The following is a 16659-nucleotide window of genomic DNA, read 5'->3' on the forward strand; positions in this document are numbered from 1 at the left end:
CGATCGGCTCGGTGGGCCCAGTGGGCCCGAGTGAGAAGGGGAGCAGCGCGTCGTGAGTGTCGTACCCGCCGGGATTCTGCCGGGCGGTGCCCTGGCCGTGGAGGAGGACGGCCGCGGCGCGGCCGAGCTCGGGCCGCGGGCGCGGCTGTGGCCGGCCCTCGTCGCCGTGTACCGGGCGCAGCTCTCGCGTGCGCGGGTGGCCCGGATCCCGCTGCTGTTCGTGGCGACCTTCCAGTCGATCGGGATCATGATCCTGATGCGCGGGGTCGTGGACGGCGGCGGCGAGGCCGAGTCGGTCGTCGCCGGGGCGTCGGTGCTCGTGGTGGCGTTCGTCGCGCTGAATCTGCTCGCGCAGTACTTCGGGCAGCTGCGGGCCAGCGGCGGGCTCGACCACTACGCGACGCTGCCGGTGCCGCCTGCGTCCGTGGTGCTCGGGGCGGCCGGGGCGTACGCCTCCTTCACCGTGCCGGGGACCGTGGTCACGGCGGTGTTCGGGTGTGTGCTGTTCGGGCTGCCGCTGGCGCATCTGTGGGTGCTCGTCGCGGTGATCCCGCTGGCGGGGGCGGCGCTGGCCGGACTGGGCGCGGCACTGGGGCTGCTCGCACCGCGGCCCGAACTGGCCACTCTGCTGGGCCAGTTGGGCATGTCCGCGGCGCTGCTGCTCGGGGTGCTGCCGGCCGACCGGATGCCCGGGGTGGTGCGGTTCGCGCGGGATCTGCTGCCGTCGACGTACGGCGTCGAGGCGTTCGCTCGGACCTTCGGGGCGCATCCCGACTGGGCCTTCGTGGCCGGGGACCTCGCCGTGTGCGCCGGGGTCGGCGTGGTCTCGCTGGCCGTCGCCACCTGGGCGTACCGTCGGGCGGCCGTCCGGTGACGCGCCGCACAGACGCGCCTGGCACGATGGCAGGGTGACCGCACCGTTGACTCCGCCTCCGCCGCCGCATGAACAGTCCTCGCAGAATGCGTGGCAGCCACCGGCTGCCGGGTACGTGGCTCCTGTGACGCATGACGTCGCCTGGGACGGCACGTACGGACAGGACGGGCCCGGAATGAAGACCGAAGTGCGGGAGGCCGCCGTGATCACGGTGGCCGTGACGGTCGCGGGCGCGCTGCTCGGGGTCCTGTGGTGGTGGCTTGCGCCGCATGTGCCGCTCGTCGGGGACGTGGTCGACAAGAGCTGGGTCGTCTATCTCGCCGACAGTGAGGGGGAGCAGGCGATCGGGGTGGACGGAACGTTCACGCTGCTTGCCGTGGCCTTTGGTGCGGTGAGTGCGCTCGGGGTCTTCTTCTGGCGGCGGCGTGGGGGTGTGCCGTTGGCGGTGGCGCTGGGGGCCGGGGGGCTGCTCGCGTCGTTGCTGGCCTGGAAGCTCGGGGTGTGGCTGGGGCCGCCGCAGGACGTGATCGCCCAGGCGAAGGCTGTGGGCAAGGGGGTTGCGTTTTCTGCGCCGCTGAAGCTGGGGGCGAAGGGGGCGTTGTTGGCGTGGTCGTTGGCTGCGCTGGTGGTACATCTTGGGTTGACGGCGTTGTTCGGGCCTCGGGATCCGGAGCAGTATCAGGAACACGGGGGTGTTCCCAAGGATCCTTATGGGGCGCCGATGGCGTAAGGGTGGCGCCGTCGGGGTTGCGGGGTTTCTTTCGCCCTCGCCGCCCCTACCCGTCCCGACCCTGGGGGCTGCGCCCCCAGCCCCCCGTGTCGGCCTGAACGGCCTCGTCCTCAGAGCCGGGCGGGCTGAAGATGCCGGGCCGGCGTGGTAGGGGTTCGTCCTCAGACGCCGGGCGGGCTGAAAGATCAAGTCCCGGTCGGCGTTTGAGGACGTGACTCTCCTACGCTGGGCGGTGGCCGTGGTTGGAGCGGCCTTTCTTGAGGCGCCACTTGCGTTTGCGGGTATTCTTCGACATGTACTGCCTGCTCAGCCGAAGGCGAGGCAGTCGTCGAGAGGCTACGCGCGACCGATCGGTGCCACGGCCGCTTCCGTCAGTCTCGCCGGCATCTCGGTGCCAGTTCCGCCGCGAGCACCCGCTGCCCCGGCCGACACGCAGACCGCCCGTGTGCCTGTGCCGAGTCATCCAGAACCGTTGGCAGTCTCTTGCACTGGCCGAGGGGGGAGATGCCGCCGATGGTCCGCTCCGCCGGGGTCGGATGGGCCATTGCCGTGCCTGCTGCCTGCCGCTGCGGCGAGGACCTTCAGGCTCAGGGAGCCGCAGACCGGGACGAGCGCAACAGTCAGGGCGCTGTCGACTGACGGGTTGGTGTTGATCCTCACAGGCCGGGTGCCCGTGGTTGAAGCGACCGTGACTGTCGGCACACGAAAGCCCCACGCTCCACTGCGCGGGGCTTTCCTGCCTGGCGTCCGATTCCGGGGTTCCGCGTCACCGATTGCATGATCGGCGGTCAGCCGACCAGCGGCTCGGTGCTGGACGCACCTCGCGTGGTGCTGCAGGAACTCGAATCCGGCTCACTAGCCGGACGGGACGGTCTAGTTGTGCACTGTCACACAAGCCTCGTTCCAGAGGTCAAGCTCCGCCTTCGTGGGCTCGACACCACCGCATATAGCCGTGCCGTTTGGGTAACTGCGGTCGCTCAGCTTGGGGAAATAGATCGTGTGGCCGCCGCTGGTCCACGGCGTCCAACTCCAGGTCTCTTTGCTGCCGATGACGTACTTGGCGAAGTAATAGCCGGAACGAAGGTAGCCTTTCTCCTCGCTCACATTTACGGCGCCGACGTACAGGTCTTTGCCGACGACCTCAACACAGTTGCCGTAGTTGCACTTTGCGGCGGACGCGTTCGCCACGCCGCTGCTGAGGAAAGTCATCACTCCCGCGATGGCTACGGCGGTGGCAATGGACCCTGTTCGAAAACGCATGGCGTTCCCCCTTTTAAACAGATAGCACTCAAAGAACGCTTCGAGTTGGTCGCCGTAACCATATGGACGAACTTTTGTACGACGCAAGGGAGTTCGTGTCAAAGCTGTCCAAAGAGTCGTGGCCGCCACAGTCCGACCAGCGACGCGAAGACCCTCGGTCAGTGGCCGTGCCGGTCACATCCAGGGCGCCCGGCCGGTGGCAGACGCCCATGGGGCCAGATCGCGTCCGTCGTGGCGGCGCATTCTGACGTGCGAGACGTCCGCGCTTTCCGTCGCGTTGCAGCCGGTGGTGGTGACGATCGCAGCACGTCACAGCCGTGGAAGTCTCAGTGGATGCCTTTGAAACGTTGTCCGTTTCCCGCACCCAAGGGGAACGGCTCTGGGCCGCCCAGCCCAGCGACAAGGGCGGACTCGAAGTCCAGGCCGGAGCCCGTATCGTGTGGGAAGCCTGGCGGACTTTGCTGCACGTCTTCATCGCCGTCGGCCAGTACCTGACTCAACGCGACGACTACCTCGCCGCGACCTATGAGGCCGAAGTCCAACAACTCGTCGCCCAAGCCGGCTAGACAGCCACAACGGGACAGAAGAACGCCAGTGAAGCAGGCAAGGCCGTAACCATCGCGACCTAATCTCGGCCCTCGTACGGTCCGCCGGATCCGCGACCCTGTTGGCGAAGTCCTTCTCCGTCGTTGACCAGTGAACAGCGGGAACGCGAAGGGGGATCTGCGGGTTGATGCTGTGGGTGTGTCATCCAGCCAGGCGTCGAACCGCGCAAGGTCGGTCGCCGCGGCCGTGAGTCATGCTGGAGATGAGTCTTGACGAGACCGCGATACGGCATCTGCGCAGATGGAAGGCGTCGGCGGTCGAGGCGATGGCGCCTCGACACCTTGCCGGGTGGCGTAGTGCCGTGGCCGGGCGGCGGTGGTCTGTATCTTGCGAAGGCGGCGCGCTCGGTAAGGATGGTAGCCAAGGCCGGTAGCCCTGTTGCAGGGCTACGCAGACGGTCATGGCGGGCCGGAGCTGCCTCTTGTCGGCCCGTCGGCGGTGCCGGAACTGCCTCCCGCGAGCCGGCTGACTCCGGAACCGCCTCTGATAAGTCCGTCTGCAGTCGTCGTCAGAGTCGTCCGATGGGTGCCACGACGGCGTTCGTCAGCTTGGCCAAGTGGCCGGGGAGCAGCTCCACTTCCAGCCCCCGTCGCCCTGCCGACACGCAGATCGTGTCGTGGGCCTGCGCCGAGGCGTCCAGGACCGTGGGGAGTTTCTTGCGCTGGCCCAGGGGGGAGATGCCGCCGCGGACGTAGCCCGTGGTGCGCTCGGCGAGGGCGGGGTCCGCCATGGCGGCCCGTTTGCCGCCGACCGCCGAGGCCAGGGCCTTGAGGTCCAGCTGGCCCGCCACGGGGACCACTGCCACCGTCAGGGCGCCGTCCACGTCCGCGACCAGGGTCTTGAACACGCGGTCCGGGGACACGCCCATCGCCTCCGCGGCCTCCTCGCCGTAGGACGGGTGGGAGGGATCGTGGTCGTAGGCGTGGATCGTGTACGGCACCCCTGCGGACGTCAGGGCGACCGTCGCGGGGGTGCCGCCCTGCTGCTGGTTCTTCTTCGGCTTCTTTGCCATTCCGGCCTTCGCGATGACTGATGTGATGACTTCAGTTGAGGCTTGTGCGGCCGCGCGTCAGCTCCGACGCCGGCAGTGACGGCAGGTTACGGATGATCGCGGTCTCGGAGCGAAGGAGTTTCAGCTCGTCGCGCAGCCGGGACGCGGTGTCCGGGGCCTGCAGCAGGCGCTGCTTGGTGGGGGTGTCCAGCATCATCGCCGCCGCCACCAGGTAGGAGACCACGGCCGGTTCGTCCGGGAGGTCGGCGCCGGTCGTGAGCGACCGTTCGCGCGCACCCGCCAGGCGCTTCTGGTACTGACGGAACGCCCGCAGCACGCCCTCGGCCAGTGCGCCCGCCTCGTCGCCCGGATCTTCCGGAAGTTCTTCCAGGTCCGCCGTCAGGAAGGGGCCCGACGCGTCCACGGACACCAGGCGTGCCCGGGTGGTGCCCGTCGCCAGGACCTCGAAGGTGCCGTCCTCGCGTTCACGGATCGTCGCCGCGTCCGCGACGCAGCCCGTCGAGTGGAACGACTTCGCCGGGTCGGGGCCGAAGCCCGCCGCGGGCCCGAGTTCGGGCAGGGCCGTGGGGTCGGGCATGCCGGGCGCGCTCGGCGCCACCTCGTGGCCGTCGCGGATCGCCACGACGGCGAACCGGCGGGGTTCGTCCTCGGGTGTCTTGAGCAGGTCGCGCATCATGGCGCGATAGCGCTCCTCGAAGACGTTCAGGGGCAGTACCAGCCCCGGGAACAGCACCGAGTTCAGAGGGAAGAGCGGGAGACGGACGGTGGTCACGACGCAAGAGCCTAGTGGTCGGCGGAGCGGGCGCGTCCGGCGCGCCCACTGCGTGGGTGCCGGGGCGAGGGCATGAGGCCCGTCGTACGGGCGAGGATCTCGCCGCGCACCTTGAGGAAGAGCGCCAGCGGGTCGTCCGACAACCGGCCCCACGGGAAGGACGTGGCGTACGGGCCGATCCGGTGCAGCTCGGCGTACGCGTCCTCCCAGCGGTCGAGCCGTACCAGGACGTACATCAGCTTGTTGCGGATCTCGGACGGCCACGGGTCGGCCGCCGGGAAGCGCGCGGAGAACGCGATCGCCCGGTCGGCCGCCGCGTCGAGCCGTGCGCGCGGCACCTCGTCGACGCCGTCCGTCAGACAGGCGAAGGCCGCCCGCGACGGCAGCGCCTGGATGAGGGAGCCCGCCGGGGCGTCCTGCGCCGCCAGGTCGGCGAAGTCGAAGCACTCGCGGTGGGAGCCCTGCCAGGACGCCGCCAGATAGCGCAGCGCCGCCACATGGCAGCCGTAGTGGTGCGGGGCGCGGCGCAGTGCCGCCTCCCACAACTCGCCGAAGTACTTGGGGCCCGCGCCGGTGCCGCGCGCATGGTCCAGCGCGAGCCGCCACGGCACCGGGTCGTGGTCGTCACCGCGCGCGGCAGCCGTGATCAGGGGGCTCACCTCGCGCAGCAGTTCCGCGCGCGCCGGGGAGCGCCAGGCGTCGTCCACCGCGAGCTGGGCCTTGATCAACAGCACGTCCGGGTCGTGCGGGGCGGCGGCGGACCACGCCTGCAGCCATTCCGGGCGGGCGTGCGCGAAGGCCGCGAGGCGTCTCGCGTACCGGTCGCGGGTCTCCCAGTCGCTGCGTGTGCGCGTGTCGGAGAGCAGCGCGGAGGCGGGGCCGTGCTCGCCGCCCGCGGCCGCGACCAGCGCGGAGCCGAGGCGGTCGTCGGGCACGTCGAGCAGCACCTCGTCGTCGGCGGGGAGTCCGGCGGTGGGGAGTCCGGCGGCGGGGAGCGCAGCGGTCCGGGAGGTCCGGGCCGCGCGGCTGAACGGATGCAGCAGAGCCATGGTGTCGACCATTGAAAGGCCGCTGGTCAACCCTGCGCCAGGGCTCACGGACAAGTCACGGAAAGTTGTACGCGGATCGGTCAAGTGCAGGTAAAAGGTGACTGTTCAACAACTGTTCGGTTGTTGTGTGCGTAACCCAGGTGTTCCCAGGACTTCAGTTCCGTCTCAGCAGCCGCGTCGCCCCCGCAGCCACCGTCGTCGCCAGGATCCAGCCGAGCATGATCATCGCCGCCGACAGCCACTGCCAGCCGCCGCTCAGCTGCCAGACTCCGACCTGGCCCAGGTCGATGACCGGGAGCAGCAGGTCCAGCGCGAACAGCGCAGGGTTCCACGGCGGGTGGGCCCCCGGCTGCAGCGGCGGATGGCTCGCATGCGCAAAGGCCAGCGAGCCCGCCGCCCACAGCACCGCCATCCAGACGGCGGCCCGGCCCGGCCGGTACCCGTAGGCCACCGTCCAGTCCTGCGCGTATCCCCACAGCTTGGCGGCGATCGGCAGGCTCTCGCGGCGCCGGCGCTGCTTGGCGAGCAGCACCTCGCGCGCGTCCTCGTCCTCACCGCCGGCCCGCAGCACCGAGGCGAGCCGCTCGTACGGCTCCGGGTTGTACTCGGCGGTCGCGGCGGTCACCCACTCCAGCCGCTCGGTCAGCGGGAACGGGCCCTGCGGCACCAGGTTCTCGTACTGGAAACCCCCCATGTGCAGATTGCCGGGACCGGGCCAGGCGCTCGCCCGGTCGACCAGGTTGACCACCCGTGCGCCCGACAGCACGACCTTGCCGCGCTGCGGCCGCTCCCCGAGGAAGCGCAGCTCGGGCGTCTGCACCCGGCGCAGTGACAGCTCCTGGTCGTCGGTGAAGGTGAACCGGGCCCGCTCCAGGTCGACCGCGTCCTCGAAGCGCCCGTCGTCCAGGCGCACCCCGCCCTGGCACTCGAACCGCTGGATCCGCGTCCCGCGCGCGGGTGTCGCACCGCTCAGCATCGAGGCGCCGACGCCCGCGGGCGTCAGGTACAGCGTGCGTCCGACGCTCAGCTGGGGCGCGTTCAGCGCGAGCCGGCCGTACGCGTTGGCCAGCCGGGCGCCGCGCAGGCTCAGCGACACGCCGATCTTCGCGCTGCGCAGGCTCAGCTCGCCGTGCGACTCCAGCAGCTCGGCCTGCAGGTCCTGGCCGACCGTCATGCCGTCGCCGGCGATCGAACGGCCGCTGCGGTCGCGGTGCACGATCGCCTGGTTGAGCAGCAGATCCGTACCGATGTGCGCGTCGGTCAGCCGGATGCCGTTGAGGAAGCGGCAGCGCGGGAGGTGCAGATCGCCCTCGGTGTGCACCCGCGCGGCCTCCAGCCGGGGCACCGAGCAGTCCACCATGCGCACGGTCGTGAAGTGGGCCTCCGGCAGCAACACGTCCCGCTCGAAGCGGCAGCCGCGCATCTCGACGTACGGCACCACCACGCCCCCCGCGAGGTCCAGCGAGCCGCTGATCTGCACCCCGCGCAGCTTCAGCGAGGACACCCGGCCCGCGAGCGCGGGCGGGCCGTCCAGCAGCAGCCAGCACACGATGCGCGCCCGCACGGTCCGCTCCGGGCCCCACGGGTGCCCGCCGTGCGGATCGTCGACGACGGTGTCCCCGCTGCTCAGGTCGTACACACTGCCGTTGCGGAAGGCCTGCCACATGCCGGCCTCTGCGGCGGTCAGATCGTCCGGCAGGTCTCCGGCGCGAAAGCCGGCCCCTTCGGTCACTGCGCTTCCATCCCCCTGGTCCCTCGTAGCGGTCGCACAACCGTTCATGCCCGCTGTGTGACGCCCTGAACGCTGAACGTGAAGGCGATCTTCCGGGTTCCGCCGCGGTCCTGTATCAGCCATTGGAACGCGCGAACGGCGCCGGACCTCGGTCTGAGAGAATTGAGCCCGTGCTGCAATATTCCTTCTTGGCCCGAATCGATCTGCGCGGCGACGCCCTCCCCGAGGGCCCCGCCCTGCGCGACCTGCTGCCCCGAGCCGACTTCGACGTTCAGGCCGCACTGGAGAAGGTGCGTCCGATCTGCGAAGCCGTGCATCATCGGGGCGACGCGGCGCTGATCGACTTCGCCGAGAAGTTCGACGGGGTCAGGCTGGACCAGGTCCGGGTGCCCGCCGAGGCGCTCACGCGCGCGTTGGAGGAGCTCGACCCGGCGGTCCGGGCGGCCCTGGAGGAGTCCATCCGGCGCGCCCGGCTCGTCCACCGCGAGCAGCGCCGTACGACCCACACGACCCAGGTCGTGCCCGGCGGCTCGGTCACCGAGAAGTGGGTGCCGGTGGAGCGCGTCGGGCTGTACGCGCCGGGCGGCCGCTCGGTGTACCCGTCCTCCGTGGTCATGAACGTCGTGCCCGCGCAGGAGGCCGGCGTCGAGTCCATCGCCCTCGCCTCGCCCGCCCAGGCCGAGTTCGGGGGCCTGCCGCACCCGACGATCCTCGCCGCCTGCGCGCTGCTCGGCGTCGACGAGGTGTACGCGGCCGGTGGCGCGACCGCCGTCGCGATGTTCGCGCACGGCACCGAGTCCTGCGCGCCCGCCAACATGGTCACAGGGCCCGGCAACATCTGGGTCGCCGCCGCCAAGCGCTACTTCACCGGCAAGATCGGCATCGACGCGGAGGCCGGCCCCACCGAGATCGCGGTTCTCGCGGACGACACGGCGGACCCGGTGCACGTCGCCGCCGACCTGATCAGCCAGGCCGAGCACGACCCGCTGGCCGCCGCCGTCCTGGTCACCGACTCCGTGGCACTCGCCGACGCGGTCGAGAAGGAACTGGAGCCGCAGGTCGCGGCCACCAGGCACATCGAGGACCGGATCGTGCCCGCCCTGCAGGGCAGGCAGTCCGCCATCGTCCTCGTCGACGGCATCGACGAGGGCCTCCGGGTCGTCAACGCCTACGGCGCCGAGCACCTGGAGATCCAGACGGCGGACGCGGCTTCCGTGGCCGACCGGGTGAAGAACGCCGGCGCGATCTTCATCGGCCCCTGGGCGCCGGTCTCCCTCGGCGACTACGCGGCCGGCTCCAACCACGTGCTCCCGACCGGCGGTTGCGCCTGCCACTCCTCGGGCCTGTCGGTCCAGTCCTTCCTGCGCGGCATCCACATCGTCGACTACACGAAGGACGCGCTGGCCGAGGTCGCGCACCACGTGGTCACGCTGGCGGAGGCGGAGGACCTGCCCGCGCACGGCGCGGCGATCAAGGCGAGGTTCGGGTGGAAGGTACCGGCGAGCAAGTGAACTTCGGAATCGACGATCTCCCCGTACGGGACGAGCTGCGCGGCAAGTCCCCTTACGGCGCGCCCCAGTTGGACGTCCCCGTACGGCTGAACACCAACGAGAACCCCTACCCGCTGCCCGAGCCGCTGGTCGAGCGCATCGCGGAGCGCGTCCGCGAGGCCGCCCGTGACCTCAACCGCTACCCGGACCGCGACGCCGTCGAGCTGCGCACCCAGCTCGCCAAGTACCTGACGGACACCTCCGGCCACCAGGTCGGGCTTGCGAACGTGTGGGCCGCCAACGGCTCCAACGAGGTCATCCAGCAGCTGCTGCAGACCTTCGGCGGACCGGGCCGTACCGCGATCGGCTTCGAGCCGTCGTACTCGATGCACGCGCTCATCTCGCGTGGCACCGGCACGGGCTGGATCTCCGGTCCGCGCAACGAGGACTTCACCATCGACCTCCCGGCCGCCGAGCGGTCGATCGCCGAGAACGAGCCGGACGTCGTCTTCGTCACCACCCCCAACAACCCCACGGGCAACGCGGTTCCGCGGGAGACGGTCCTCGCGCTCTACGAGGCCGCCCAGGCGGCGAAGCCGTCCATGGTGATCGTGGACGAGGCGTACATCGAGTTCAGCCACGGCGACTCGCTGCTGCCGCTGATCGAAGGCCGGCCGAATCTCGTCGTCTCCCGGACGATGTCGAAGGCCTTCGGCGCGGCCGGTCTGCGCCTCGGCTATCTCGCCGCGCACCCGGCCGTCGTCGACGCCGTCCAGCTGGTACGGCTGCCGTACCACCTCTCGGCGGTCACCCAGGCGACCGCGCTGGCCGCCCTGGAGCACACCGACACGCTGCTGAAGTACGTCGAGCAGCTGAAGTCGGAGCGGGACCGGCTGGTGAGCGAGCTGCGGGCGCTCGGCTTCGACGTCGTCGAGTCCGACGCGAACTTCGTGCAGTTCGGGCGGTTCGCCGACTCCCACACCGCCTGGCAGAAGATCCTCGACCGGGGTGTGCTGGTACGGGACAACGGCATCCCGGGGTGGCTGCGGGTGTCCGCCGGAACCCCCAAGGAGAACGACGCGTTCCTGGACGCGGTACGTGAACTGAAGAAGGAGCACAGCGCATGAGCCGCGTAGGACGCGTGGAGCGAGTGACCAAGGAGACGTCGGTGCTCGTCGAGATAGACCTCGACGGCAGCGGCAAGGTCGATGTGTCGACAGGGGTCGGCTTCTACGACCACATGCTCGACCAGCTCGGTCGGCACGGTCTGTTCGACCTGACCGTGAAGACCGAGGGCGACCTGCACATCGACTCGCACCACACCATCGAGGACACCGCCCTCGCGCTCGGCGCCGCCTTCAAGCAGGCGCTCGGCGACAAGGTGGGGATCTACCGGTTCGGCAACTGCACGGTGCCCCTGGACGAGTCCCTTGCCCAGGTGACCGTCGACCTGTCCGGCCGCCCGTACCTCGTGCACACCGAGCCCGAGAACATGGCGCCGATGATCGGCGAGTACGACACCACGATGACCCGGCACATCCTGGAGTCCTTCGTCGCCCAGGCCCAGATCGCGCTGCACGTGCACGTGCCGTACGGGCGCAACGCGCACCACATCGTGGAGTGCCAGTTCAAGGCCCTCGCGCGGGCCCTGCGCTACGCCTCCGAGCGCGACCCGCGCGCGGCCGGCATCCTGCCCTCCACGAAGGGCGCGCTGTGAACGGCCTCTCCACGGTCCTGATCGTCGTCGGCCTCTTCCTGGTCGGCGGCATCATCTCCTTCGTCAAGCAGCAGATGCCGAAGAGCCTGATCGTGCTGCTCTCCGTCAGCGCCGCGATGTGTCTGGTCGCGGGTGTCCTGAGGCTGGAGGTGTGGAATTGAGCGACTCCAAGAAGGTCGTGGTCTTCGACTACGGCTTCGGGAACGTCCGCTCCGCCGAGCGTGCCCTCGCGCGCACCGGAGCGGACGTCGAGATCACGCGTGACTTCGACAAGGCGATGAACGCGGACGGCCTGCTGGTGCCGGGCGTCGGTGCCTTCGCCGCCTGTATGCAGGGCCTGAAGGAGGCGCGCGGCGACTGGATCGTCGACCGGCGGCTGTCCGGCGGGCGTCCGGTCATGGGCATCTGCGTCGGTATGCAGATCCTGTTCGCGCGCGGCATCGAGCACGGCGTGGAGACCGAGGGCCTCGACGAGTGGCCCGGCTCGGTCGAGCCGCTGCAGGCCGAGATCGTGCCGCACATGGGCTGGAACACCGTCGAGGCGCCCGCCGATTCCGAGCTCTTCGCCGGGCTGGACGCCGACGCGCGCTTCTACTTCGTGCACTCCTACGCCGTCCACGACTGGGCGCTGGAGACGCACAACCCGACGATGCTCGCCCCCAAGGTGACCTGGTCGACGCATGGCAAGCCCTTCGTGGCGGCCGTCGAGAACGGCGCCCTGTGGGCCACCCAGTTCCACCCCGAGAAGTCCGGCGACGCCGGAGCGCAGCTGCTCACCAACTGGATCGGAACCCTGTAGACCATGGCCAAGCTCGAACTCCTCCCCGCCGTCGACGTCCGCGACGGCCAGGCCGTCCGTCTCGTGCACGGCGAGTCCGGCACGGAGACCTCGTACGGCTCCCCCCTGGAGGCCGCCCTCGCCTGGCAGCGGTCGGGCGCCGAGTGGCTGCACCTGGTCGACCTTGACGCCGCGTTCGGCACCGGCGACAACCGCGAGCTGATCGCCGAGGTCGCCAAGGCGATGGACATCAAGGTGGAGCTGTCCGGAGGCATCCGCGACGACGCCTCGCTGGCCGCCGCCCTGGCCACCGGCTGCACCCGGGTGAATCTCGGCACGGCCGCGCTGGAGACCCCGGAGTGGGTCGCCAAGGTCATCGCCGAGCACGGCGACAAGATCGCGGTGGGCCTGGACGTACGCGGCACGACCCTGCGCGGCCGCGGCTGGACCCGCGACGGCGGCGACCTCTACGAGACGCTGGAGCGCCTCAACAAGGAGGGCTGCGCGCGGTACGTGGTGACGGACATCGCCAAGGACGGCACCCTCCAGGGCCCCAACCTGGAGCTGCTGAAGAACGTCTGCGCGGCCACCGACCGCCCGGTCGTGGCGTCCGGCGGCGTGTCGTCCCTGGACGACCTCCGTGCCATCGCCGAACTGGTACCCCTCGGTGTCGAGGGCTCCATCGTCGGGAAGGCCCTGTACGCGAAGGCGTTCACCCTGGAAGAAGCACTGGAGGCAGTGTCGTCATGACGTCCGAAGCCGTACGGCGTGTGCAGAGCGGAAGTCCCTGGGAAGAGTCCTTCGGTTTTGCGCGCGCCGTGGCGGCGGGCGACCGTGTGCTGGTGGCGGGCACGACGTCCTTCAAGGGCAGCGTGCTGTACGGGGAGGGCGACCCCTACGAGCAGGCCAAGGTGGCCTTCACCAGCGCGATCGAGGCGATCGGTGAGCTCGGGCTCGGCGTCGACTCCGTCATCCGTACGCGGATGTACCTGACCCATGCGCGGGACGTGGACGCAGTGGGCCGGGCCCACAAGGAACTGTTCGACACGGTGCGCCCGGTCTCGACCCTCCTGGTCGTGGAGGGCTTCGTGGACCCGCGCATCCTGGTCGAAGTGGAACTGGAAGCCTTCCGGGGCTAGAGGCATTTTCAAGGCAATACAGAGGAGCCGTGGATTCATGACCCTGGCGGTCCGAGTCATCCCCTGCCTGGACGTGGACAACGGCCGGGTCGTCAAGGGCGTCAACTTCCAGAACCTGCGCGACGCGGGCGACCCCGTCGAGATGGCCAAGGTGTACGACGCCGAGGGCGCCGACGAGCTGACGTTCCTGGACATCACCGCGTCCTCGGGCAACCGCGAGACGACGTACGACGTGGTGCGCCGTACGGCCGAGCAGGTGTTCATCCCGCTCACGGTCGGCGGCGGTGTCCGCACGGCCGAGGACGTGGACAAGCTGCTGCGGGCCGGCGCCGACAAGGTGGGCGTCAACACGGCCGCGATCGCCCGCCCCGACCTGATACGCGAGATCGCGGAGCGCTTCGGCCGCCAGGTCCTGGTCCTGTCGGTGGACGCGCGCCGTACTCCCGAGGGCACCTTCGAGGTCACCACCCACGGTGGCCGCCGCGGCACCGGCATCGACGCCGTCGAGTGGGCGCACCGGGCCGCCGAGCTGGGCGCGGGCGAGATCCTGCTCAACTCGATGGACGCGGACGGCACGAAGGACGGCTACGACCTGGAGATGATCGCCGCGGTCCGCAAGCACGTGACGGTCCCGGTGATCGCCTCGGGCGGTGCGGGCAGGCTGACCGACTTCCCGCCGGCCATCGGCGCGGGCGCGGACGCGGTGCTGGCGGCGTCCGTCTTCCACTTCGGCGACCTGCGCATCGGCGAGGTGAAGCAGGCGCTGCGGGAGGCGGGACACCCCGTCCGTTAGGGATCCGAGCCCCGGTTGCCTGGTGGCGGCCGGGGCTTCCTCATGGGCAAATGAGAAAGCTTTATTGCGCAAAAATTATTGCGCAACTTCTCTTTCGTATCTACGGTGAGGCCATGGCAAGCAAAGAGAACCGCCGGATCACCGAGCTCGGCACGCTCAAGGCACTCGCTCATCCGCTCCGCTTGAAGCTCTACCGGCTGCTGTTCGTGGCCGAAGCGGCCACCGCCTCGCACCTCGCCGAGCAGGTGGACGAGGCCGTCTCCCTGGTCAGCTACCACCTGCGCAAGCTCGCCGAGCACGGGCTGATCGAGGAGGCAGAGCCGCGCAGCGGGGACGCGCGCGAGCGCTGGTGGCAGCCGGCTTCGGACGGCGTCTCCGTCCGCGACGAGGACTTCCAGGACGCGCCGGAGAAAGTGGCGGCCCACCTCGCGGCATCTCGACTCTTCCTGGAACAGCGCTCCGAGATGTACCGCACCTACCTCGACGAGCGCGCCCACTGGGGGCCCGAGTGGAACGAGGCGGCCTACGACGGTGAGTCGCTGCTTCGCCTGACGGCTGCCGAACTGGGCGACCTGAAGGAGGAGTTGCAAGAACTGATCAAGAAGTACGACGAGCAGGGACGTGCCCGTGAGGCCGCCGACGGCACCGCAGAGCGCAAGAACGTCGCGCTGCACGTGTACGGATTCCCGTTCCAAGTCTGAGCCGAGAGGACCCCTCCCATGTCCACGACCGCCTTACACCCGACCTCCCTCTCGAACACACCCGCGCACCGCGACCCCAACGTGCTGCGCTGGCTCGCCGCCTACACCTCGTCGATGGTCGGCGACACCGTCTACTACGTGGCCCTGTCCTGGGCCGCCGTACAGACGGGATCGCCCTCGCAAGCGGGCATGGTCATGGCAGCGAGCGCCGTACCCCGGGCCCTGCTCATGCTGGGCGGGGGAGTGATCGCCGACCGGTTCGGACCGCGGAAGGTCGTCATCGGCAGCGACGCGGTGCGCTGCGCGGCCGTGCTGGCCGTGGCTGCCCTGCTGTTCGTCACCAGCCCCGGTCTGTGGCCGCTCGCCGTGCTCGCCGTGGTCTTCGGCACCGTCGACGCCGTGTTCATGCCCGCCGTGGGCGCCCTGCCACCACGTATCACCAGCCGGGGCCAGCTGACCCGCGTCCAGGGCATGCGCGGTCTTGCGATCCGCTTCGGCTACGTCGTCGGCGCGCCGCTCGGCGGCCTGGGGGCGGCGATGGGAGGTGCGGCCGCCGCGTTCGGGCTGGCCGGGCTGCTGATCGCGGTGTCGATACCGCTCCTGATCTCCGTACGCATACGGGAGCTGCCTCCGGACGACCAGATCGGTGCACGTCGCACCGCCTGGCGGGACCTGCGCGACGGGCTGGGCCACATCCGCCGCCACCGTGTCCTCGCCCCGCTGATGCTGGCCGTCGCTCTCGGCGACCTCGGCTTCGTCGGCCCGCTCAACGTCGGCGTGACCTTGCTGGCCGACGAGCGCGGGTGGGGCGCCTCCGGCATGGGCTGGGTGGTCGCCGGGTTCGGCATCGGCGCGGGGGCCGCCTCGCTGCTGCTGACGGTGCGGGGGCGCCTGCCGTACGCCGGGCACATCGTCGCTTACACAGCCTTCGCGGGAAGCGTTGCCATCGGCGTCCTGGCGTTTGTCCCGAACGTGGTCGAGGCCGTCGGGATGGCTCTCCTCATCGGCTTGCTCGCCGGCCTCAGCGGGTCCCTGTGCAGTGCCCTGTTGCAGACCCAGGCCGACCCGGCGTACCTCGGCCGGGTCACCGCGGTCAACGGCCTGGTCAGCCTCGGCATCGCTCCGCTGACCATGCCGCTGTTCGCCGCGGTGAGCGGCGCCTTGGGCATCGGCCCGGTCTTCGTCGCCAGTGCGGCCGTGTGCGGGCTCGGCGGGGTCGTCGCCCTGTCCGTCCCCGCCCTGCGCCGCGCCGAACTGCCCCGCTGACCTCGGCTTTGAGAGACCCGGCTGCTTCAGATCCCCAGCTGCTTCGCCTCGTGCAGCTTCGCGACCGCGTCCTTGTCGCCGTCCAGTTCCACGTCGGCGGCGCTCTGCCGGCCGTAGGTGAACAGCAGCAGCTCCGACGGCTCGCCGGTCACCGTGACCACGGGGGTGCCGCGGTGGGCGACCGCCGTCTGGCCGTCGGGGCGGCGCAGTACCAGGCCCGTCGGGGCGCTGCGGCCCATCAGGCGGGCCGAGCGCTCCAGGCGGGACCAGAGGGTGTCCTGGAAGACCTGGTCCAGCTCGCGCGGCGCCCAGTCCGGCCGCGCACGGCGGACGTCCTCGGTGTGGACGTAGAACTCGACGGTGTTCGACAGCTCGTCGACCTGCTTGAGCTGGAACGGCGAGAAGCGCGGCGGGCCGGTGCGGATGAGCTGGATCAGCTCCTCGTACGGCTTGGCGGTGAACTCCGCCATCACCCGCTCCAGGCGCGGCGCGAGCTGCTTGATCAGCATGCCGCCTGCGGCATCGGGTCGGCGTTCGCGCACCACCACGTGCGCGGCGAGGTCACGGGTCCGCCAGCCCTCGCAGAGGGTCGGGGCGTCCGGGCCCTCGGCCTCCAACAGGTCGGCCAGGAGAAGTCGTTCACGCTTGGCGAAAGTCGACATGCAGTCAGCCTACGACCACCCTGCGGGTCCGCCCACCCGTCTCCCGGCCACCACCCCTCACCGAGGCTCCCCCAGTGC

Annotated in this window: 19 protein-coding genes; 13 read left to right on the forward strand and 6 right to left on the reverse strand. The window is 70.3% G+C overall.

Annotated elements, in window-relative coordinates:
- Positions 1-52 precede the first annotated feature (52 nt).
- Both ACIBW9_RS05445 and ACIBW9_RS05450 read left to right on the forward strand, forming a co-directional pair.
- Positions 53-874 (forward strand): ABC transporter permease, encoded by an 822-nt coding sequence (locus tag ACIBW9_RS05445; protein WP_398951412.1) that lies wholly within the window; start codon positions 53-55, stop codon positions 872-874.
- Positions 875-908: 34 nt separating this feature from the next.
- The gene (locus tag ACIBW9_RS05450) at positions 909-1604 is read left to right on the forward strand and encodes an AAA family ATPase (RefSeq protein WP_398951414.1); all 696 of its coding nucleotides are present in this window, start codon (positions 909-911) and stop codon (positions 1602-1604) included.
- Positions 1605-2477: 873 nt separating this feature from the next.
- Here the strand turns inward: ACIBW9_RS05450 and ACIBW9_RS05455 are convergent.
- Positions 2478-2864 (reverse strand): hypothetical protein, encoded by a 387-nt coding sequence (locus ACIBW9_RS05455; protein WP_398951416.1) that lies wholly within the window; start codon positions 2862-2864, stop codon positions 2478-2480.
- Positions 2865-3193: 329 nt separating this feature from the next.
- Between ACIBW9_RS05455 and ACIBW9_RS05460 the strand changes: the two genes are divergently transcribed.
- Positions 3194-3430, forward strand: a complete 237-nt coding sequence (locus ACIBW9_RS05460) for a hypothetical protein (protein WP_398951417.1) — start codon at positions 3194-3196, stop codon at positions 3428-3430.
- A 548-nt stretch (positions 3431-3978) separates the two neighbouring features.
- Here ACIBW9_RS05460 and ybaK read toward each other — a convergent pair.
- From ybaK to ACIBW9_RS05480, 4 genes are all read right to left on the reverse strand, one after another.
- On the reverse strand, positions 3979-4482 hold the full coding sequence (ybaK, locus tag ACIBW9_RS05465) for a Cys-tRNA(Pro) deacylase (RefSeq protein WP_398951419.1): 504 nt from the start codon (positions 4480-4482) through the stop codon (positions 3979-3981).
- A gap of 31 nt (positions 4483-4513) precedes the next feature.
- On the reverse strand, positions 4514-5254 hold the full coding sequence (locus ACIBW9_RS05470) for an LON peptidase substrate-binding domain-containing protein (protein ID WP_398951421.1): 741 nt from the start codon (positions 5252-5254) through the stop codon (positions 4514-4516).
- A gap of 11 nt (positions 5255-5265) precedes the next feature.
- Positions 5266-6315: a hypothetical protein gene (locus tag ACIBW9_RS05475; protein ID WP_398951423.1), complete on the reverse strand. Its 1050-nt coding sequence runs from the start codon at positions 6313-6315 to the stop codon at positions 5266-5268.
- A gap of 142 nt (positions 6316-6457) precedes the next feature.
- Complete coding sequence (locus tag ACIBW9_RS05480) at positions 6458-8035, reverse strand: oxidoreductase (RefSeq protein WP_398951425.1); 1578 nt, start codon at positions 8033-8035, stop codon at positions 6458-6460.
- Positions 8036-8223: 188 nt separating this feature from the next.
- Between ACIBW9_RS05480 and hisD the strand changes: the two genes are divergently transcribed.
- The 10 genes from hisD (at position 8224) to ACIBW9_RS05530 (ending at position 15919) form a co-directional block, all read left to right on the forward strand.
- Entirely contained in the window at positions 8224-9546 is a 1323-nt protein-coding gene (gene hisD / locus ACIBW9_RS05485; protein WP_398951427.1) for a histidinol dehydrogenase, read from the forward strand.
- The gene (locus ACIBW9_RS05490) at positions 9543-10652 is read left to right on the forward strand and encodes a histidinol-phosphate transaminase (protein WP_398951429.1); all 1110 of its coding nucleotides are present in this window, start codon (positions 9543-9545) and stop codon (positions 10650-10652) included. Before hisD ends, ACIBW9_RS05490 begins: the two co-directional genes overlap by 4 nt.
- Positions 10649-11242 carry an imidazoleglycerol-phosphate dehydratase HisB gene (gene hisB / locus ACIBW9_RS05495; RefSeq protein ID WP_030932889.1) on the forward strand — a complete coding sequence of 198 codons (594 nt, stop codon included), beginning with the start codon at positions 10649-10651 and terminating at the stop codon, positions 11240-11242. Before ACIBW9_RS05490 ends, hisB begins: the two co-directional genes overlap by 4 nt.
- Positions 11239-11403: a hypothetical protein gene (locus ACIBW9_RS05500; RefSeq protein ID WP_030932891.1), complete on the forward strand. Its 165-nt coding sequence runs from the start codon at positions 11239-11241 to the stop codon at positions 11401-11403. The genes hisB and ACIBW9_RS05500 overlap by 4 nt, the downstream gene beginning before the upstream one ends.
- Entirely contained in the window at positions 11400-12041 is a 642-nt protein-coding gene (hisH, locus tag ACIBW9_RS05505) for an imidazole glycerol phosphate synthase subunit HisH (protein WP_398951432.1), read from the forward strand. The genes ACIBW9_RS05500 and hisH overlap by 4 nt, the downstream gene beginning before the upstream one ends.
- 3 nt (positions 12042-12044) lie before the next feature.
- Entirely contained in the window at positions 12045-12770 is a 726-nt protein-coding gene (gene priA / locus ACIBW9_RS05510) for a bifunctional 1-(5-phosphoribosyl)-5-((5-phosphoribosylamino)methylideneamino)imidazole-4-carboxamide isomerase/phosphoribosylanthranilate isomerase PriA (RefSeq protein WP_097255193.1), read from the forward strand.
- Positions 12767-13159, forward strand: a complete 393-nt coding sequence (locus tag ACIBW9_RS05515) for a RidA family protein (RefSeq protein WP_398951434.1) — start codon at positions 12767-12769, stop codon at positions 13157-13159. The genes priA and ACIBW9_RS05515 overlap by 4 nt, the downstream gene beginning before the upstream one ends.
- Positions 13160-13196: 37 nt before the next feature.
- Positions 13197-13952: an imidazole glycerol phosphate synthase subunit HisF gene (gene hisF, locus ACIBW9_RS05520; RefSeq protein ID WP_398951436.1), complete on the forward strand. Its 756-nt coding sequence runs from the start codon at positions 13197-13199 to the stop codon at positions 13950-13952.
- A gap of 113 nt (positions 13953-14065) precedes the next feature.
- Complete coding sequence (locus ACIBW9_RS05525; protein WP_398951438.1) at positions 14066-14653, forward strand: ArsR/SmtB family transcription factor; 588 nt, start codon at positions 14066-14068, stop codon at positions 14651-14653.
- An 18-nt stretch (positions 14654-14671) separates the two neighbouring features.
- A complete protein-coding gene (locus tag ACIBW9_RS05530; RefSeq protein WP_398951440.1) occupies positions 14672-15919 on the forward strand; it encodes an MFS transporter in 1248 nt (415 codons plus the stop codon).
- Between the two features lie 26 nt (positions 15920-15945).
- Here the strand turns inward: ACIBW9_RS05530 and ACIBW9_RS05535 are convergent, their stop codons facing one another.
- A complete protein-coding gene (locus ACIBW9_RS05535; RefSeq protein WP_398951442.1) occupies positions 15946-16581 on the reverse strand; it encodes a TIGR03085 family metal-binding protein in 636 nt (211 codons plus the stop codon).
- Positions 16582-16659: the final 78 nt, after the last annotated feature.

This window comes from Streptomyces sp. NPDC049541 (assembly GCF_044465725.1).
Lineage (GTDB): Bacteria > Actinomycetota > Actinomycetes > Streptomycetales > Streptomycetaceae > Streptomyces.